17 protein-coding genes are annotated in these 18,874 nt (G+C 57.3%); all 17 read right to left on the reverse strand.

What is annotated here, in order from left to right; all coding sequences use genetic code 11:
- Positions 1-160 precede the first annotated feature (160 nt).
- From PO768_RS01810 to PO768_RS01890, 17 genes are read right to left on the reverse strand one after another with little or no spacing between them, the layout of a single operon-like run.
- Positions 161-1,384 carry a glycosyltransferase family 4 protein gene (locus tag PO768_RS01810; RefSeq protein WP_272644644.1) on the reverse strand — a complete coding sequence of 408 codons (1,224 nt, stop codon included), beginning with the start codon at positions 1,382-1,384 and terminating at the stop codon, positions 161-163.
- 7 nt (positions 1,385-1,391) lie between these two features.
- Positions 1,392-2,525, reverse strand: coding sequence for a non-hydrolyzing UDP-N-acetylglucosamine 2-epimerase (gene wecB, locus PO768_RS01815; RefSeq protein WP_272644645.1), 1,134 nt, complete (start codon positions 2,523-2,525; stop codon positions 1,392-1,394).
- The gene (gene wbjC / locus PO768_RS01820) at positions 2,522-3,637 is read right to left on the reverse strand and encodes a UDP-2-acetamido-2,6-beta-L-arabino-hexul-4-ose reductase (RefSeq protein WP_272644646.1); all 1,116 of its coding nucleotides are present in this window, start codon (positions 3,635-3,637) and stop codon (positions 2,522-2,524) included. The genes wecB and wbjC overlap by 4 nt, the downstream gene beginning before the upstream one ends.
- 1 nt (position 3,638) lies before the next feature.
- The gene (locus PO768_RS01825; RefSeq protein ID WP_272644647.1) at positions 3,639-4,673 is read right to left on the reverse strand and encodes a polysaccharide biosynthesis protein; all 1,035 of its coding nucleotides are present in this window, start codon (positions 4,671-4,673) and stop codon (positions 3,639-3,641) included.
- 8 nt (positions 4,674-4,681) lie between these two features.
- Complete coding sequence (locus PO768_RS01830) at positions 4,682-5,479, reverse strand: AglZ/HisF2 family acetamidino modification protein (RefSeq protein WP_272644648.1); 798 nt, start codon at positions 5,477-5,479, stop codon at positions 4,682-4,684.
- Between the two features lie 3 nt (positions 5,480-5,482).
- Positions 5,483-6,097, reverse strand: a complete 615-nt coding sequence (hisH, locus tag PO768_RS01835) for an imidazole glycerol phosphate synthase subunit HisH (RefSeq protein WP_272644649.1) — start codon at positions 6,095-6,097, stop codon at positions 5,483-5,485.
- Positions 6,094-7,230 (reverse strand): N-acetyl sugar amidotransferase, encoded by a 1,137-nt coding sequence (locus PO768_RS01840; protein WP_272644650.1) that lies wholly within the window; start codon positions 7,228-7,230, stop codon positions 6,094-6,096. Before PO768_RS01840 ends, hisH begins: the two co-directional genes overlap by 4 nt.
- Before the next feature lie 16 nt (positions 7,231-7,246).
- Positions 7,247-8,371 (reverse strand): EpsG family protein, encoded by a 1,125-nt coding sequence (locus PO768_RS01845; protein ID WP_272644651.1) that lies wholly within the window; start codon positions 8,369-8,371, stop codon positions 7,247-7,249.
- Complete coding sequence (locus PO768_RS01850) at positions 8,368-9,321, reverse strand: hypothetical protein (protein ID WP_272644652.1); 954 nt, start codon at positions 9,319-9,321, stop codon at positions 8,368-8,370. The genes PO768_RS01845 and PO768_RS01850 overlap by 4 nt, the downstream gene beginning before the upstream one ends.
- Positions 9,321-10,529, reverse strand: coding sequence for a glycosyltransferase (locus PO768_RS01855; RefSeq protein WP_272644653.1), 1,209 nt, complete (start codon positions 10,527-10,529; stop codon positions 9,321-9,323). Before PO768_RS01855 ends, PO768_RS01850 begins: the two co-directional genes overlap by 1 nt.
- Before the next feature lie 12 nt (positions 10,530-10,541).
- Entirely contained in the window at positions 10,542-11,435 is an 894-nt protein-coding gene (locus PO768_RS01860) for a glycosyltransferase (RefSeq protein WP_272644654.1), read from the reverse strand.
- Positions 11,436-11,469: 34 nt separating this feature from the next.
- Entirely contained in the window at positions 11,470-12,930 is a 1,461-nt protein-coding gene (locus tag PO768_RS01865) for an oligosaccharide flippase family protein (protein ID WP_272644655.1), read from the reverse strand.
- On the reverse strand, positions 12,927-13,535 hold the full coding sequence (locus PO768_RS01870) for an acyltransferase (RefSeq protein ID WP_272644656.1): 609 nt from the start codon (positions 13,533-13,535) through the stop codon (positions 12,927-12,929). The genes PO768_RS01865 and PO768_RS01870 overlap by 4 nt, the downstream gene beginning before the upstream one ends.
- Positions 13,501-14,610, reverse strand: a complete 1,110-nt coding sequence (locus PO768_RS01875) for a DegT/DnrJ/EryC1/StrS family aminotransferase (protein WP_272644657.1) — start codon at positions 14,608-14,610, stop codon at positions 13,501-13,503. Before PO768_RS01875 ends, PO768_RS01870 begins: the two co-directional genes overlap by 35 nt.
- Positions 14,607-15,545: a WxcM-like domain-containing protein gene (locus PO768_RS01880; RefSeq protein WP_272644658.1), complete on the reverse strand. Its 939-nt coding sequence runs from the start codon at positions 15,543-15,545 to the stop codon at positions 14,607-14,609. The genes PO768_RS01875 and PO768_RS01880 overlap by 4 nt, the downstream gene beginning before the upstream one ends.
- 16 nt (positions 15,546-15,561) lie before the next feature.
- Entirely contained in the window at positions 15,562-16,740 is a 1,179-nt protein-coding gene (locus PO768_RS01885; RefSeq protein ID WP_272644659.1) for a GumC family protein, read from the reverse strand.
- 28 nt (positions 16,741-16,768) lie between these two features.
- Positions 16,769-18,769, reverse strand: coding sequence for an SLBB domain-containing protein (locus PO768_RS01890; RefSeq protein WP_272644660.1), 2,001 nt, complete (start codon positions 18,767-18,769; stop codon positions 16,769-16,771).
- Positions 18,770-18,874 lie beyond the last annotated feature (105 nt).

Raw genomic sequence — 18,874 nt, forward strand, 5'->3', positions numbered from 1 at the left:
GACGGCATCAAGGCCGCGCTGGCGCAGCCGGTGATTTTTGACGGGCGCAATCTGTATGACCCGGCCATGATGAAGACCCTGGAGATCGAGCACCACGCGATTGGCCGTGGCAATCTGCGCGATTGAGTGGCGGTGGCGGAGCGTGTTTGTCCGCCCCGGATCAGGCGGACGACGAGGCTAGCCAGCGTTCCAATTGGGTCATCAAAGAGGCTCGATTGAACTGCGCTTCGCAGTATGAGCGGCCGCTTTGGCCCATCGCGAGTTGGCGCTCTAGTGGGAGGTTTGCTAGCGCCAGTGCTTGATTTGCAAGAGCTCTTGCGTCGCCAGCTGAGGCAACATGTCCCGCACCGGAGGCCTCGATCACGCGTGCGCCCTCGCCGTCCAGCATGGCCAATAGCGGCTTGCCAGCGGCCAGGTAGCTCTGCACCTTGCCTGGTATGGTCATCGAAAAAATGGGATCCGACTTCAACGACACCAGCAAGGCGCTTGCGCCGGCAAAGAAGCTGGGCATGCGTTCGACGGGATGCCGACCAAGCATGAAGACCGTGGAAGACAGTCCCAGGCGCTGTATCTCTTCGCGCACCTGCGCTGCCGCCCGTCCGTCGCCGACGATGAGCCAGTGAATGTCGGTGTGATCGCGCGTTAGATCGGCGGCCCGGAGGATCGACGGAAAGTCCTGTGCGTCGCCGATGTTGCCGGCGAAGAGGATGTTGAATTTGCCCTGATGGTCTAGAAGCTCGGGAGCGATATCGACGTGAGCGGACGCATTGTCGAAGACCTCCTCTGACCAAGCCGGAAAGTAGCGGAACTTGTCCGTGGAACCCGCCCAACGTCGAATAGGTTCCACAAAGGCTTGCGACTGCCCGAGAATAAGATCGCATTGGCGATAGATGAAGGTGCAGAGCGCGCCGACCAGCCGCAATGCCCGCTCTGACTTCACCATACCGACAGCCTTCAAAGTGTCCGGCCACAAGTCCAGCACCCACATTGAAAGTGGCGCTCGCTTAATCCATTTGAGCAGGATCGCCGGCAGCGCTGACGTGATGGGCGAGGTCTCGAAGACGAAGATCGCGTCGAAATGCCGGCCGCGCAGCTTCCAGGGGCCGAGCAAGCACCCCCAGAATACGAAGCTCCAATAGTTCAGCAGCAGCTGCAGGCTGCCTTTGCCGCGCGGGCGCAGCGGCAAGCGCAGCACCTCGGCGCCGGCATAGCTGCCATAGTGCTCTGGATGCGCTAGGAAGTCGGGCTGGACCGCGCCTTCGGGATAGTTAGGCCGACCCGTCAATACAGAAACTTCGTGCCCGCGCGCAGTGAGCTCGGAGACGATGTCATTGACGCGGAAGGTCTCAGGCCAGAAGTACTGGCTGACGACGAGGACTTTCAATCCGCTCTCACTCGTACCGACGCCAGACCACTCGCGTTACATAGTCCGTGTAGCTGTGAATGATGCGCACCACCTTGTCAGCAACATTGGGCATGCTGTAGTCCGCAACTTGTCGGAGCGAACGCTGCTCACCGCGCGGCTGCGTTTCAAGGATTCGCATGGCCTGACGCACGCGGTCCAGCTCCAGGCCAACCATCATGACCGAGGCTTCCTCCATGCCTTCCGGGCGCTCGTGCGCCTCCCGCAAATTCAGTGCTGGGAAGTTCAGGATCGACGACTCTTCGTTGATCGTGCCACTGTCGGACAACACGGCTTTTGCGTGCATCTGTAGCTTGACGTAGTCGTGAAAGCCAAGCGGCTTGAGCAGGCGCACCTGCGGATGAAAGCTGACGCCCATCGCCGTGATGCGCTTCTGAGTCCGCGGGTGGGTGGAGACAATTACCGGCTGGCCATGATCTTCGGCCAGACCGTTCAGGACCCCGCAGAGCTTGCCGAAGCTGCGATCAGACTCGATGTTCTCTTCGCGATGCGCGCTGACAACGAAGTACTGGCCCGGCTCGACGCCCAAGCGGGTCAGTGCGTCTGAGGCGTCAATTCTCGGGCGGTAGTGCGTCAGCACCTCGAACATCGGGCTCCCGGTTTTGATGATCTGGTCCGGCGGCAAGCCCTCACGCAGCAGGTACTCACGGGCGATGTCGCTATAGGTGAGATTGATGTCGGCAGTATGATCGACGATGCGGCGGTTCGTCTCTTCGGGCACCCGCTGATCAAAGCAGCGGTTGCCCGCTTCCATGTGAAAGATAGCGATCTTGCGGCGCTTGGCCGGAATGACGGCCAGGCAGCTGTTCGTATCGCCCAGCACCAGCAGCGCTTCCGGTTTCTCCTGCTCCAGCACGGAGTCGACGGCGATGATCAGGTTGCCGATGGTCTGTGCCGCGTTGGTGCCTGCGCTGTTCAGGAAGTGATCGGGCTTGCGAACGCCCAGGTCGTCGAAGAAGACCTGATTCAGTTCGTAATCATAGTTCTGGCCGGTGTGAACCAGCACGTGGTCGCAATGCTCGTCCAGGCGTGCCAGGACGCGGGACAGACGGATGATCTCCGGGCGGGTACCAACGACGGAGACGACTTTGAGCTTCTTCATGCCTGTTGAACTTTCTGGGCGATGGTGTCAGGCTTCTGTCGATCAAAGATCTCGTTGGCCCAAACCATGACGACGAGTTCGTCGTCGCCGATATTGCTGACATTGTGGGTCCAGCCGGGAATTGTTTCGACAATCCGCCCGTCGCCACCACGTGTGATGATCTCGTACGTTTCGTTGGTGAGGATGTGGCGGTAGCCGAAGCTTGCCGTGCCCTTGATCACCAGGAACTTCTCTGTCTTGGTATGGTGGTAGTGTTCGCCGCGGGTGATGCCGGGAAAGGCCGTAAAGTAGCCAAACTGGCCGCAGTCGGGCGTCTTCAGCATCTCGACGAAAACGCCGCGCGGGTCGGCGTGGCGCTGGACCTCGTATTCGAAGGCCGGCAGGGGCAGGAAGCTGACATAGGTCGCATAGAGCGCACGGGTCAGTCCCGTACCGACACGCTCCGTCACCATCGATTCGCGGCTGCTCTGGAAGGCGCGAATCTGATCGGCCAGTGCACCGACGGTAGTGTCGTACTCCGGGCCGGCCTGCAGCAGCCCGCTGGGTGCTGCGGGATCGTCCAGCAGCGCACAGAAGTGGCGCAGCACATCGTCGATATAGATCAGACGCAATGGCGCATCGGGATCTTTAACGGTGATCTGTTCGCCGCGAGCGATGTTGTGGCAAAAAGTGGCGACCGCTGAGTTGTAATTCGGGCGGGACCACTTCCCAAAGACGTTGGTCAGTCGAAACACATGGACCGAGGTGCCTGTCTTCTCGCCATAGGCCAGCAACTCGTCCTCGGCCTCGCGCTTGCTGCGGCCATAGGGGTTGTCCAGAGCGGCTTGGGTAGAAGATGCATAGGCGATGCGCGGCTTGGTCGGCAAACCTGCCATCGCTTCGCACAGAATACGCGTGAAGACGTGGTTGCCCTGAGTGAAGTCGGACGGATCCAGCGGTCGGTTCACTCCGGCCAAATGGAAAACGAAATCAACGCCTGCCAACAGTGCAGGCAGGGCTTCGGGTTTCACATCGTGCGGGATGAGCACGGGATCCAGATGTCCGAGCTCCTTGAGCCTGACCTGGAGGTTGCGTCCGATGAAACCCTGAGCACCGGTGATAGCGATTCGCATGTCAGTCCTCCGGATGGGGCGCTTCATCGTTGGCGATGCGTCGCATGAAATCCAGCTTCAGCAGCAACTGCTCCATGCCGTCAATATCTAGGCGTTCGGTGTTGTGGGAGTTGTAGTCCTCGCTAGTCGAAATGCTGGTTTCTCCTTGATCGACGAACTTGCCATAGTTCAAGTCGCGTCCGTCCGGCGGTACGCGGAAGTAGCCGCCCAAATCCTCTGCCGCAGCGCGCTCCTCGCGGCTCAGCAGCGCTTCGTACAACTTCTCACCGTGACGGGTGCCAATGACACGTACTTCATGGTCGGCGCGTTTCATCAGCGACAAAATGGCGTGCGTGAGCACCTCCACCGTGGCCGCCGGGGCCTTCTGCACGAAGATGTCACCGTTGTTGCCATGTTCGAACGCATAGAGGACCAGCTCTACAGCATCGTCCAGCGTCATCATGAAGCGGGTCATGTTCGGGTCGGTGATGGTGATGGGCTTTCCGGCGCGCACCTGCTCAACGAACAGGGGAATCACGGAGCCGCGCGAAGCCATCACATTGCCGTAGCGCGTACCGCAGATAACGGTGCCAGTGCCCTCCAGATTGCGTGAGGCAGCGACCATCACCTTCTCCATCATGGCTTTGGAGATGCCCATCGCGTTGATCGGGTAGACGGCCTTGTCGGTGCTCAGGCAGACGACACGCTTTACTCCGGCGCGTATGGCGGCCTCGAGCACGTTCTCGGTGCCCAGCACATTGGTGCGCACCGCTTCCATCGGATGGAACTCGCAGGACGGTACCTGCTTCAAGGCGGCGGCGTGGTAGCAATAATCCACGCCACGCATGGCCGATTCGACGGCACGCATATCACGCACATCTCCGATATAAAACTTCAGCTTGGGGCTGTTGTAGCGCTTACGCATATCGTCCTGCTTCTTCTCGTCACGGGAGAAGATGCGGATCTCGCGCAAATCGGAATCAAGGAAGCGACGCAGCACGGCGTTGCCAAAGCTGCCGGTGCCGCCGGTGATCAGGAGGGTCTTATCTGTGAACATGGCGCGATTCAGGTCTTGTTGTACGAGCGCAGTGCAGCGCGACAGAGGTCGTCCTTCTGCTGCGGGGTAGGGTAATTGATCAAAACGGCGCGGTACTGCCCCTTGAACACGAACAGGCTGCCGACGGCAGCACCGATTACGCCGCAGGCGCCCAGCAACTGGCCGATGTCATCGAGAGAGCCGGCACCCCCCAAAATGGTTAATGGCACCTTGAGTTCGGCCCGCATCTGGCGGGCCAGGTCAATGTCATACCCCCTCATTTCGCCGTCACGGTCGACGGAGTTGATCACAATCTCCCCTGCGCCGGCGTCTTGCAACTGCCGGGCGAATGCAATCGGATCAAGCTTGTGAGCGTTCTTGGCGTTATGCGTGCAGATTTCGTAGCCCTTGCTGAAGAGGCCGCTCTTCTTGCGCACGTCGAGCACAGCAACCACGCTCTGGCGGCCAATGGCTGTGGCCATTTTTGCCAGCAGGTCGGGGTTAGCTACTGCGGCGGCGCTGACCGATACCTTCTCGACACCCAGGTCAATGATGCGCGATGCCTGGTCTGCAGTCGTGACACCACCGCCATAGCACAGGGGCATGCGGCACTCGGCAGCCAGCTTGGCGATCTGTGCATAGTTCGGTTCCGCCCGGTTTACCGAGGCGTCAATGTCCAGCACCATCAACTCGTCGGATTCCTTTTCGTTGAAGATCTTGACGGCGTTGATCGGGTCGCCCACATACTTCGGCGCTTTGAACTGCTGGGTCTTGACCAGTCCACCCTTGTGGACGAGCAGGCAGGGAATAATGCGGGGGCGCAGCATGGCTCAGAGTTCCGCGAAGTTCTTTAAGAGCTGCGCACCAAAGTGGTGGCTTTTCTCAGGGTGGCATTGAACGCCATGGATATGGCCCTTTGACACGATGCAGTCGAAGTGGTGCCCGTACTCGGCGGTGGCGGAGACATCGTTTTTGTCTTCGGCCTCGAAGTAGTATGAGTGCAGGAAGTAGAAACGCGGCTCTGGCTCGAAGTCGGTGAAGAGCTTGTGGCCGGGTTTGATCTCAAGGTCGTTCCAACCCATGTGAGGCATGGGTAGGTGCTTGGATTGCGGGTGCATGGCGAAGGCCTTCACGCGGCCTGGCACCCAGTTCAGTCCAGGCAGTTCACCCTCGTCGCTGCCACTGGCCAGCATTTGCATGCCAACGCAGATGCCGATGACCGGGATCTGTTCCTGCAGCACCATTCCATCCAAACGCTCACGCATGCCCGACTGGTTTAGCAGATTCATGGCGGTATCGAAGGCGCCGACGCCCGGCAGGACCAAGCGAGTGGCGCCTTCCAATTCTTCCGCAGTACGCGCACGGCTAGCCTCCAAACCCAGACGCTTGAACATCGTCATGAAAGCCTGGATATTGCCGACACCGTAGTCAACGATGCGAATCATCGGAAATACCTCTTTTCCAGTCCCAACCAGCGCATGACATTGGCACCAAAGCCGATCATCCATCGCTTGTTCTTATAGTCACGGTAGGTCTTGTTCGGGCTGTTGAAGATCTGCTGCAGTTCCTCCACCGTCAAGTCCAGCTTGTGGGCAACGTACTCGAATTCCTGCTTCAGGAAGTGCTCATCCATCTCTGGGCTGGCGATGCGTTCCAGCGCAGCCTCTCGCGTCATCTGACCCGTCATGATCAGGCTGGAAAAATGGGCACGACGCTTGTGGAAGCCGAATTTTCGTGGCAGCCAATAGTCTTCATAGAAGCGGGTGAAGCGTGACTCATGGTGCTTGTGCTGGAATCGCTGCCAGCCGAATAGGCGGCCCAATTCATCCTCGGCGTCCTTCTTGCCGAAGGGCACGAGGTTCAGCGGGTGATGCACCTTCATGCCGAGGATCTTCTGGTAGTACAGCTTGTAGATCAGGATGTCCTTGAGCGGGAAGGTCTCCAGCGGGCGCTTGCCGAATTGGCGATGGATGTCGTTGAACAGCAGCGTATCGATGCCCAGGTAGCCGCCCCACTCCTCGGGCTCGCGGCAGCATTCGGTCGAAAAGTTCGACCCGGTAATGACGTGCTTGATCTTGTGCTGGCGTGCGAACTTGTACAACGACGAGAAGAACGAGGCATCCTGGGGCAGATCCTGATCCGGGATGCCGGACTTTAGGAACGCTACCTGCAAGTCTTTCATCTCCTCCCAGTTGATAACTTCGGTATAGAGGTCGAGTCCAAGACCGTCGACAAGCTTCTCGATGTTGCCTACTGCTTGGTCGGTATTCCATCCGGCATCGACATGGAAAAGAAGGGGGCGCAGCCCCATCTTCTCTTTAGCGATGTAGGCGGCGTAGGAACTGTCCAGGCCGCCGCTCAGTCCGATGATGCAATCGAAGTCCTTGCCCTTGCCCTCGGCCTTGATAGCTTCGGCCATGGTTTTCAACTCGGCTTCATGTTTCTGGCCACTAGTCCAATTCGGGGCGATGGTCTGCTCGAAGTTGTTGCAATACTCGCAGCGGCCTTGCGCGTCGAACTGGATGTGGGGGTCCGACGTGTCCATGATGCAGTTGCAGCAGATCTGATATTTTTTCATGTTGCTGTGTATTGATTCACCCGCTGACGACGTTGTTGAGCAGCGTGCTTTCAATGATGTTCGACGTTGACGTGATGTAGACGAAACCGGTGAATACGGTGACCAGGTATGCAATGAAGCAGAGTGACATCAAGGCCCGGTTCTTTCTTCGAGAACGGTAGATTCCGTTAATCACGAATATGCAATTGACGAGGAAGAGATTCCGGTAGAGCCGGATGAAGTCCAGATTGTCGAGTGTCAGTAGTATGGACAGACCAGCGACCAAGTTCACGTTGAGCAGCACGGTTGGCGAGATGCGAAGGTAGGGCATCCACGGCAGCCGCGGCGGCACATGCTTGGTTCTTGATTCGGAATGCTTTGCAAGGGGCTGCACAACGGCGCCTGCATCAGCAACGGTCATTCTACGTGCAGTCCACCATAGCATCGCCAGGCTGGCGGCGTAGAAGGCGAGCACAGCCACCTTAGTCACAAGGCTCGTCTCTGTCGTGGTGTAGACGTCGATCTTCTCGGCGACAAAGGCGAGCAATGGGGACGCTACCAATGCGCTGAACACTAGCGTGTAGATGGCTGCAGCGACGCCCAATGCGCTCCAGAGCAATACCTTGTTCTGTGTTCGGGCTGCTAGGAACAGGAGGTAGAAGACAGAGGTGACATGGAACGTGGACGCGATGAGAATGGTCACAGCATATTTCAGGTTCGATTTGCGTTCCTCTACCAACAAGTACTTCATGCCATAGATCACGATGGCCATGGCGTAGAAGTTTCTAACCTGAGTCACGTCCCAGAAGAATGGGAAGAAGAGATAAGCGAGCAGCCCCAGGGCAGGACGATCCGTCAGGTCCATGACGGCCTTGCAGATCAGCAGCAGGGCTGCACCTGAGAGAACGAAGTGGAATGCTCCGTACTCGAGACCTAACTGTGACGCGATGCGCGCAAGAGATTGATAGCCCAACTCGAAGCTGTCATCTTGACCACCAGTTCGGATGCCGTCAAAGTTTTCAGCGTAGTAATAGCGGTCTGGATTGTCCAAATTGCCGGCAATGGCCAGATGGATGATCGCTAGTAGAAAGAAGTAGCCCGCCTTGCTCCTCGGCGAGGCCATCGCGAATGTCGCAGCGATAATGAGCAAGAAGATGATCATGATGCCGGAGGGAGAACGGGTGGAAGAGTCGTTTGCCTGACCGTGTTCGCGATTCGATGTACCCAGTTTGCGAAGTCATAGCGTGCCACGATCATTGGATCGATATCTTGGAAAGGAGCTGCAACGAACGCTGGTAACCCAGCTGGATCATCCTGTCCCAGGATAAAGATGTTCTCCTGACGATAGAAATCATGCTCCGATATGCGTCTGTCGTTGGTGATGAGCTTCTTGCGGTGGAATAGAGCCTCCATGGGGCGCTGTGTCAGCCCCGATTGACCCTGCTGGACATAATCCAGCAGACACCGCGTCCTATGAATGGCACCGATCACGTCGCTGTAGGGAATAGGCCGGGAAAACTGAAAAGCCGTTGCCGGACGATGATGTCCGGTGTCCGTGATATGGAAGGTGCATCTCAGACCGAGTCTAGTGAAACTCTGCCGAACTGAGAGCAGTTGACTCAGCCGGCCCTTGTCGCCACCCACGAAGTAGACGTCGTTTTCTGGTTCTGAGTCGGCCCCCTTTGCGCGCAGGGACGAGAAGTAGTAAGTGGTTTCGAGATGCAGGTCGAACCGTACGGCGTCGGACGGATCAAAGGTGTAAATGGGTACGCCCTGCCGCTTAAGGAGGTGGATGCGGTCCGCCGGGGCAACGGGGTTCCAGAACCAGTGCACGAGTCGGTCGCGGAAGCCTCTGACGATCAGGGCTTCCGCGATGAAGCGGCTGTAGATGGTTCCGCCGATCACCACCACATCGTACTGATCGATTGCGTGAATCCAATTGTTGAAGAACGGTCTCACAGAGGTCCCAGGGACCTTCGTCACGATTCGACGGACCACTTTCGCCATCGATGAATCGCTTGCGAAGAAGTGCGTGGCGCAAACGCCCTCCACCTCGTTTCGAAGCACGTTGTAGAAGGGGTTCTCGCGACCAGTGAGATACAGGATCCGCATCACTGTGGACGCCGGCGTTCGGACGACTCGGCGCGATTACGCAGACTGCGATAGAAACGGGAACGACGTTCGTCGAGAATTTCTTTCGAGAATTTGCTGGCCGTTTCGACATTGTGTTGACTCATGGCGCTAAGCTCATTCGGACGCTCGCGCAGCCTCACAATAGCGGAGGCGAATCCATCGGCGTCATCCGGATCAAACATGTATGCCGCATCCAGCAACTCGGGGATACCTGCAATGGGTGTGGACAGCGTGGGTAGACCGACAGCCATCGCTTCAATCACTGCGCGAGGCAATCCCTCCAATCGGGTGGGGTAAAGGAACAAGTCGGTCTCGCGAAGCTGGCGCAGTAACTCCGCGCGATCATGAATCCGGCCGACAAAGCGAACCTGCTCAGTGACATTGAAGTCCTGACACATGGCTTTCAACGCGTCGACGAAGGAGCCGTCTCCGATAAAAGTCAATGTCACTGGCACGCCATAGGTCTTCAAAAGGTGGACGACCTTAATTGCCGTCTGATGCCCCTTGATGTCGTTATCAATGGAGTTGCTAACGTGCGCAAGATGGACTGTCTGGAGGGAGGATAAGAACCGTCGCGGCGGCCCCATCCAGTCGGGTTTCAGTTCGATCGAGGAGTAGTGTGATCGTTCAAACCGTGCGTCGCTCAGGCGCGCTGGCGGGAGGTACTTCTCCTGTAGCACTCGCTCGGTGACGAAAGCAGCACCATCCGCATGCTTCAGCATGACTCGAAGCATGAATTGATTCACCCACCGCAACATCGTCGGCATATGCACGAATGTTTCCGGGTCGTTGACGACTTCCAAATAGAACGGCTGACGGCGGTCTCGGAACAGATAGGCGATGTAACTCTCAAGTTGACTGACTCGATAAATGGCGCAGTCCGTACCGGCGGAAGCGCTGCGATACCGGGCCAACACGGCAGGCAGGCGGCGCGCGAGGGCTGACAAACCCTGCGTCCAGGGCAACTCGTGAATTTCGAGCCCCGGCGCATCTATTTGAATGAATCTACCCGTGTCGATTCTGTCCACCAACTTGGTCTTGGCAATGAAGCGGACCTTGTCGAAGATGGCCAAATAGCGATTAAAGAAAGTGTTGTCGTAAAGCGACGGCGCGTAGTATTTGCCGTCAGGCGTCCGATAGATATGCGCGTTGTCAACGACCAGCAGGTGTGTGGAAATGGGGGGCATGACTGGACGGATTCAGAGCAATTGTTCGAGGCCGCGACTGTGGCACTTGCACCCGATGCGAAGTAGGAGCAGTCGCCAGAACATGGACAAGACGTGGCGAGGCATGCGCTGGCGAACAAAGGTCTTCGCATAGCGAAGGTAGAAGTAGGCGAAGAACGCCTTGTTGTCGGCTGGCACGTACTTCCGCGCCACCTGCAGGATGCGGTGGTAATGGACGCGCAGGTTATTTGAGGTGCTCGATGATAAAAGCCGCCGATGGAAGGTAATGCCATCCCAGAAATGGAATGCCAGCCCCTCCATACGTAGGCGCCGGAATACGCGAATGTTGAAGGCCCAATCGTCGGCAATGAGAGACTCGTCGAAGGGGGCGAATCCGTCGAAGAAGCTGCGACGCACGAGTAGCGCCTGGATGTAAAGCTGCGGCACGGTAGAGGTGATTGCGGCCTCAACCTGGCGGGCATCGCTCGACGCAAGGGCCTGCTGAATCTTGTCCACGTGCAAGCGTCCCTGGAGTTGATCGCCGCTGAAATTAACGCCGTTGCCGTACACCAGCTGTGCTTCCTGGTGCTGCTCGAGGTAGTCGATTTGATGCTTGAATGCTTGCGCCGGAAAGTAGTCGTCCGACGCGAGAAAGCAGATGTAGGTCCCTGTGGCGTTGGCGATGAGGAAATTGAAGTTGCCTGCGATCGCTTCTACGCCTTTGTGCTCGTTTAAGAACAGCCGCAGCGAAATCTCGGCCGGCAATCGAAGGCTGCGGAGAATATCCTGAGTTCCGTCGGTCGACCCGTCGTCGAGGATGAGAAGCTCGATCTGATCAACGTAGTCGAGTTGACGGACTACGCTGGCAATCGCCTCACCTATGTAGGGGGCGTGGTTGAAAGAGAGGATGAGAACGCTAAGGCTCATGGTGCATCATGGGGTAAGGAGAGACGGCGGGTCATCAAAGCCGCGCCAGTCGATTGCGGATCAACTCGCGAAGGTTTACTAGCTGATCAAGACGCCAAAGCGTGTACAGTGCGACGACGAGCACCAGAGTTGCGTGTAGATACACGGCATTGCCGATTGTGGTCGTTTGTATAATGACGACACCAATGATCAGGAGTGCGATCATGAAAAGAAAGTTGCGGGCGCTAATCAAGTAGTTGATCAGTAGCTTTCCTGACAGCGTCAAGTACAGGAGCAGTACTACATAGGCGCCGACGAAGCCTATGCCAGCAATGTTCAGCTTCATCTGGTCGATGAACAAATACATCAGTCCCAGATAGGTAATGCTCCAGATGGCTTCTGCTGCTATGAATAGTTTTCCGCGACCTGTCGATAGCAAGATGTAGCCAATTGGCCAACAGAGGATCTTCAAGATATCTCCCAGCGCTTGCCAACGTAGAAGATCAAAGGCCCCTGTAAACTTGCTGGAGTAGAGTGCAGTGATTGCTTGTGGGCTAAAGGCGATGATCGCCAAAACGAAGGGCGCAGCCATCGTCAGTGCCATCTCGGCCTGCTGGTTTACCAGCTTGGCGGCCTCCTTCGGTCGATCGCTCATAGCCGATAGCCTTGGGAAATAGTCAGCGGCCATCGCAGACAGGATGAACCCGATATAGGTGGTGGAGATTGACCATGCAGCCTGAAAGTGACCACTGGCCTCCAACCCCAGTCGATTGGCGATCAGCGCACGTGCCGCCAACTGCGTTCCTAGCGTTACCGCGCTGGCTGCCATGATTGGGATCCCGAGCTTGAATAGGTGGCCAAGTTCGGAGATTGCAGCAGCATCGGGAACGGAGTCCTGCGGCAGAAGTCTCCTCCATCGCAACGCGACGTAGGCAAACAGGGCGCTCGTGACTGGGGCGATAACAACGAACCACAACACGGCGTGCGGAAGTTCCAGGTATATGGGTACAAGGCTGGTCATGGCACCAACAACGGATGCCGTAATGTTGACGATTGCCAAATCCCCAATCCGCCGAAGTCCCTGCAGCAAAGCCGTATGCGTTGTGAACAACAACGTCGCGATTACCCCAAGCGAGAGTAGTAGGCACTCCTCAGTACTCAAGCGCCGACCGAGCAGCAGTGCCCCAAGTTCATCCCCGGCCAGAACCAGAGCGAGTCCTGCTCCAAATCCAAGCGCGAGACTTGCCCACAACAAGCTCTTCCAGAGCGCGGCCACTCGTGCAGGTTCGTCCGCGTGAGCCGCAATGGCACGGATCCCGCTACTTGCGAGACCACAACCTGCCACGGTCGCGGTGGCTGTCAGCACGTTCTGAAGCAAACCCATTACGCCGACTGCGACCGGGCCGCCGAGCAACGCAAGAACCTTGATCTTCCCCATCCCAGCCAAGAGCGTGATAGCCGAAGCGCCGCCAGTGATGCTGGTCGACTTGAAGATCTGTCGGTGAGACTCGCTCATGGAATCTCGCGAATGACTCTGGCGGGGATGCCGCCAGCGATGACATTGTCGGGAATGTCTCTAACAACTACCGACCCATTGGCTATGACTGAGCCGGCGCCAATACGTACGCCCTTCAGAACTTTGACATTCGAGCCCAGAAATACATCGTCGCCGATCAATACTGGGCGCGCCCAAGCAGGATTCGACCGCGACCGCTCGTGCCGATTCAATCCGTGGAAATCGGAGTCGTAAATCTCTACATGAGTGCCGATCAACACGTTCCTGCCGATCACGATAGACGTGTGTTCTGCAATGGCGACAAATCCGTTGTTGATCACTGTCCCGTCACCCACTTGAACAGCAGCGTCGCGGCTGCGTGCTTCAAAGTACCCATAACTACTTAGGTAAAACGGTGATGGGAAAACACCGATCTGAATATTTCGACCGAATCGGATATTGCCATCCCCGGCCAGTTGCATCGGCTGATGCAGCGTTGGGCGTCCTTCGGCCGATGCCGTGGAAATTACCTTGAAGAAGAGACTGCGCGCATACTGAATCAGGTAAAGCAGGCCATAAGCGACCTTGCGCTTAATTCGCCTTCGAGCTGAAGAAACTGCGGACATGCTGAATCACGGTATCCGCATCAGCGTGGCTGATATGCGGCCCCATCGGGAGGCTAAGTACTTCGGCGGCGAATTTTTCGGCGATGGGAAAACTCCCCTTGCCAATTTTCATCGACGCATAGGCCTGTTGGAGATGAGGCGGAATCGGATAGTGGATAAGCGTGCCCACGCCGTTGCTTAGAAGGTGATCCTGCAGGGCCGTACGCTGAGGGGTCCGCACGACAAAGTTGTGCCAAGCGCTCCCTGCCCAGTCCGGCGTGTCCGGTAGAGTCAGATCAAGGTCTTGCAGACCGGTAAGATAGCGCTGAGCAAGAACCGAGCGGCGGCGGTTCCATTCGGTCAGTCGGCCGAGTTTCACGCCTAGCACGGCAGCATGAATCGGGTCGAGTCGACTGTTATATCCCTTGACTTCGTTGACGTACTTCTGGCGTGAGCCATAGTTGCGCAGAACCCGAACCTTATCAGCGATATTGTCGTTGCTGGTCGTGATGCCGCCGCCGTCACCCAATGCGCCGAGATTTTTGCCCGGATAAAAACTCCAGGCAACAACATCGCCGTGCGCGCCCACGGGACGACCCTTGTAAGTCGCTCCGTGTGCTTGAGCGGCGTCTTCCAGCACCGCCAAGCCATGTTGACGGGCTACTGCCATGATTGCGTCCATGTCCGCAGGCTGGCCATACAGATGGACAGGCAAGATCACCTTAGTCCGCGAAGTGATGGCCTGGCCAATGAGGGCGGGATCAATATTGTGTGTGCGCTGATCCGGCTCCACTGGGATCGGCGTCGCGCCGCATTGACTCACCGCCAGCCAAGTTGCCACATAGGTATTGGACGGTACTATAACTTCGTCGCCGGGGCCAACACCCAATGCCAACAGGGAGAGATGAAGGGCATCAAGGCCGTTGGCTAAACCCACGCAGTGTTTGGCATCACAGTATGCTGCATACGCTGCTTCGAACTGGTCTACTTCCGGGCCAAGAATAAACCAGCCCGAAGAGATCACACGATTGACCGCCTCCTGAATTTCAGCATGAAGCTCAACGTGTGGCGATTTGAGATCGAGGAAGGGGATCATTTTTGAGCGCTAGTCAACTGCTGAAATTCGCTGTAATCACGTATGTAGTCCGCTGCATCATAGTAATGGGAGGCGAATACAAGCAGCACAGCGTCCGGTGAATATTTATACTGAATACCCCAAGTCATTGGGGGTAGATGTAAGCCCAGTTCGGGCCTGTCTAGGACGAACTCTTCGCGGTTTTCGCCATCGTCCGCGACCACGGTCACACTTCCACGAGCGCAGATCAAAAACTGGTGGCATTCCCGATGGGCATGCTCGCCACGTGTCTCGACGCTGGGAACCGCGAACACCATAAAATAGCGTTTCGCTGCGAAAGGGATACTGCGTTCAAACTCTCCGACGGTCAGGCTGCCGCGAATATCCACCACGCGTGGCAACTTGTGCAAATTGACCCCATTAACGCGGCAAGGAGTTGTATCCGCGCCGCGAGTCGATGTCGCAGGCTGGTTGGTGTCTGACTGCATTGCTTCCGCATTCACATAACCTGTAATGCGTGCTGGGTTGCCATAGACGATTGCATTCGGAGGTACGGAGCGCGTAACAACCGCACCTGCCCCCACCATTGCATTTTGACCGATCGTCAGCCCAGGAAGAATTGTTGCATTGCCCCCGATAGAGACGCCCCGCTCGATAGTCGTTATCAGTGGTTGGTCCTGAAACTGCTTGGAGCGCGGGAATTTGTCGTTGGTGAATGTCACGTTCGGGCCGATAAACACGTCATCGCCTACCCTCAATCCATCCCAAAGCTGAGCGCCACTTTTGACGGTAACGCGATCACCCATCAGAACGTCATTCTCGATCAGTACATGTGCGCAGACGTTGCAGTCATTGCCAATCTTTGCGCCCTTTAAGATGACACAGTATTGCCAGCAGTTTGTATTTGCTCCGATGTGTGGCGTCTGGACATCGGCAGTATGGTGGATTTTTGCCATCAGGTACTTCTCTACGTCAAGCGTTTGGTGGTGTATTGGGTGCGCATGTGCTGAGTTTGTTCTCATTTATCGTGGAGCGGAGGCGCTGCACGAAGTCCCTCCCAAATATCCAGGCGATGCTTAAAACCAGACTCGCTAGCCCCGCAGCTATGGCGATGTATGCGCGTTTGGGCTTGCTCTTGTATTCAGGAACAGATGCCCTGTCGACCACCTGAATGACTGCGCCTTCCCGGCTTTCATCCAGTCGTGCCATTTCAAACTGTTTCGCGAAAAGGTCGAAGAGTGCTTCTTGATACTTGAATTCCCGATAACGGCTAATGTAGTCCGCATCATTTTCTGTGTTGCTCGAAACCTCGAGCCTTGCCAGTTGATGCCTTAGCGAGCCGAGCAGGGCAAGCTGCTGCTGGACCTCTGGTGCTGTATCGGTCATTCCACGTCGTAAGGTTTGTAGCCTCACCTCGGCTGCAGTCGCTTGGGCTTTGAGCGATGCGTAACCCTCGGCGGCCGCTTTAGGCTCGGCCTTCAGCGCGCCTGCGTTGAATCCACTGCCCTGCAGGGCTTGCTGTGCCTCGGTTAGCTTTGTCTTTGTGCGCGTGAGCTCGACTTCGAAGAAGGCTCGGCGTTGTTGGGCTTCTGTCAGGGCTAACTCGGATGAAAGGCGGCGCAGTTCGCTCACATGTGCATTGGCGATGTCTGCAGCGAGTTGTGGGTCGTTCGCATCGGCTTCAACCGCAATCAACCCATCCTTCTTTCCTAATGAGATGCGGACGTTTTTCTCAAGGGTGGCACGTGCTTCAAATCGGTACTTTGACTCATAAACCTCAATCAATTTGAATCGATCAATGATGCGATCTTCGATATTGTCACTTTGAAGCAGTGCTACGTACTGATCGCCCGGGCTCTTGATACCCCCGACGCCACCCGCCAACCCGGATAGCGCTCCGAGGGAGGCCAGTACTGACGCTGCAGAGTTTTGCTGTTGTTGCGGCGGGAGAAAAGTGGTCCTAGCGGTAAAAGTCGGCGCGATTAGGTAAGTCGTACCGAGCGCAAGTGCGCTGACGATGAAGGGGACCGCTGTCAGTAGTCGCCAGTGGACCGCCAGAATAGCCAGGGTATCCAACAAGGCAAGGCCATCCTCAGCTTCATGCGAGGTATTGGCGTCCGGTCGGGCTTGGGTTGTTGTCGATTGAATCACGGCTTAAAGGCTCCGCAGTCTGAATGCATCAGTTCTTGAGGGTATGCAATGCCGCCGCGCCTAAGCCGAACTGATAAAGAATCTGCGTCCACTCCTTGGCTTCTTGCCCAAAGCTGGTCTTATTCAGTTCTTCGGGCACAAATACGGTGTCACCCGGCAATGCAGGAAGTGTGCTGAGGGCAGTATTGAAACTCAGCCAGCCGCTGTTGGACTGACGAGCACTGACCACGCTGCCATTGGCTCGCAGCACGAAAATGCTGTCGGTATCGGCATTGCGAGTGGGGCCTCCTGCAAGGCGGACGATGTCATCGACAGAGGCGCCATCCTTGAGTAGATAGCTGCCACCGTTGAAAACGCTACCGAATACGCCCACCGTGGTAGGGCGGGCTGGAATCAGGAGATGATCGCCTTCTTCGACGGCAATATCCGGTAGGGATGTTTCTGCCATCCTTAGTTGGAGCACGATCCGGCCTGTCGGCTTGACGGCACGCAGTCGCTCGATCAGTCGGATTGAGCCACTGGCTCGCGTGGCTTGGGTGGCTGCTTGGTCGGCGCTCAGTGCCTTCTGTGTCAGCCCGTTGCGGGTGAACTCGGTTTCCAGGTCGCGCAGAGCCCGTTCGTAGTTTTCTTGCTGCGCAACTCGCACGCTCTCACGGGTGAACTCAGTGCCGAAGATATAGGCTTGGGGAGTGAGGCCTCCGGCCGTTCTGATCAGATCAATGATGCTGCTGCTGGGCGGAAGAATGTACTCACCGGGCCGGGCGACTTCGCCTTCGATGCGAACTCGTTTGAATTGCTTGTATTGAGGCAGTGTTGCATTGACGCTGCTGAAGATGCGCAACACATCGCCGTTGCTCAGTCGCTGACCGGACTCCGCAGGCAAGCCCAGTTCGACGACGCGGCGATCATTGCGCTCGCTCAGTCGTTCAAGGGTCAATCGTGAGCGGTCCGCCACGGGGCTGAAGCCGCCAGCCATCGCCAGCACATCCGCGACAGTCTCGTTGGGCTTGAGTTCCGCGATCACGGGCTTGTTGACGCTGCCGAGGATGGCGACTTGGGGCCCGACCGGGCCGATATGCACGACATCCTCGGCCTGCAGCGCGATGTCCGCCGACTTGTTGCCTTTGAGCAGCAGGTCGTACATGTCGAACTGCGACAGGATCTTGTTTTCCCGGCGCAACTCGATCTGCCTGAAGCTACCCGCCGCCGAAGGGCCCCCTGCTTTCATCAAGGCGCTGACCACAGTGGACAGGCTGCTGACGGTGTAGGCGCCTGGGCGTGGCGTGAAACCGGTGACGTAAATGCGGATACCACGCAGGCGGCCCAACGAGGCGCTCAGCTGGAAGTTTCGGAACACTTGGCCGACACGAGCGCTGATCACGCTGTCAAGGTCGGCATAACGGACGCCCGCGACCAGGACGGGGCCTACTCGCGGTATCACGATGCGCCCACCACGATCAACGGTTAAGCGGAGATCGGCATCCACCGCCCCCCAGATGGAGATTTGTAGTTCATCACCGACGCCGATCCGATAGTCGGGAGGGATCTGCCGCTCGGTGTCGGTAGCGGAGAAATTCGATTCCTCGCTGCTGAACTTGCTGCCGAACTCGCTGTTGGTCTCGTTCATCAATTCGGCACCGAGTCGGAGGATCAGCAACTCCTTCTCTTCCGGCTCCTGGCCAGGGATCGGTGGGGGGGCTGGCTCCCAGCCCATCAAGCCGTTGACATAGAGCTCGAACTCGCCGGGCTTGTAGCGGCGCTTGCTGTGTTCTTTGGCCGCAGTGCCCGAGCGAATCCTGTTGCTGGCGCTGCCACTATTGCTGTCGTTTTGCGTTCGCGATGTCGTCAGGCGCACGGGGCCACCAACTTCGGGGGGAGTGTCCCCGTTATTGATCTCCGCTGCATGGGCGAAGGCCAGAGTCAATCCGCATAGCAGCGCGACCAGTGGGGCGCGTGCTCGCGGCTTGGGGGCGGTCATTGTGAGCGTCATCGAGTGGGCTGTGGTGGCGCTTGGGTCGCAATCGTTCATGAACTAGCTGCCTCTGGGCGGGCGTCCGAGGCAGGGCGGCTAGGTCGTCGGCGCGCCATTCTACGGGTGTCGCAGCGCATGTTTGGGAAGCTGGTGTCGCAGCGC

This window comes from Paucibacter sp. XJ19-41, assembly GCF_028462495.1.
Lineage (GTDB): Bacteria > Pseudomonadota > Gammaproteobacteria > Burkholderiales > Burkholderiaceae_C > Roseateles_E.

Bases quoted from the DNA above. Each gene is read 5' to 3' on its own strand.
- PO768_RS01845 (WP_272644651.1), bottom strand. From the start codon at position 8,371: ATGATCATCTTCTTGCTCATTATCGCTGCGACATTCGCGATGGCCTCG.
- PO768_RS01870 (WP_272644656.1), bottom strand. From the start codon at position 13,535: ATGTCCGCAGTTTCTTCAGCTCGAAGGCGAATTAAGCGCAAGGTCGCT.
- PO768_RS01865 (WP_272644655.1), bottom strand. From the start codon at position 12,930: ATGAGCGAGTCTCACCGACAGATCTTCAAGTCGACCAGCATCACTGGC.
- PO768_RS01860 (WP_272644654.1), bottom strand. From the start codon at position 11,435: ATGAGCCTTAGCGTTCTCATCCTCTCTTTCAACCACGCCCCCTACATA.
- PO768_RS01875 (WP_272644657.1), bottom strand. From the start codon at position 14,610: ATGATCCCCTTCCTCGATCTCAAATCGCCACACGTTGAGCTTCATGCT.
- wecB (WP_272644645.1), bottom strand. From the start codon at position 2,525: ATGAAGAAGCTCAAAGTCGTCTCCGTCGTTGGTACCCGCCCGGAGATC.
- PO768_RS01855 (WP_272644653.1), bottom strand. From the start codon at position 10,529: ATGCCCCCCATTTCCACACACCTGCTGGTCGTTGACAACGCGCATATC.
- PO768_RS01830 (WP_272644648.1), bottom strand. From the start codon at position 5,479: ATGCTGCGCCCCCGCATTATTCCCTGCCTGCTCGTCCACAAGGGTGGA.
- PO768_RS01890 (WP_272644660.1), bottom strand. From the start codon at position 18,769: ATGAACGATTGCGACCCAAGCGCCACCACAGCCCACTCGATGACGCTC.
- hisH (WP_272644649.1), bottom strand. From the start codon at position 6,097: ATGATTCGCATCGTTGACTACGGTGTCGGCAATATCCAGGCTTTCATG.
- PO768_RS01825 (WP_272644647.1), bottom strand. From the start codon at position 4,673: ATGTTCACAGATAAGACCCTCCTGATCACCGGCGGCACCGGCAGCTTT.
- wbjC (WP_272644646.1), bottom strand. From the start codon at position 3,637: ATGCGAATCGCTATCACCGGTGCTCAGGGTTTCATCGGACGCAACCTC.
- PO768_RS01840 (WP_272644650.1), bottom strand. From the start codon at position 7,230: ATGAAAAAATATCAGATCTGCTGCAACTGCATCATGGACACGTCGGAC.
- PO768_RS01880 (WP_272644658.1), bottom strand. From the start codon at position 15,545: ATGGCAAAAATCCACCATACTGCCGATGTCCAGACGCCACACATCGGA.
- PO768_RS01850 (WP_272644652.1), bottom strand. From the start codon at position 9,321: ATGCGGATCCTGTATCTCACTGGTCGCGAGAACCCCTTCTACAACGTG.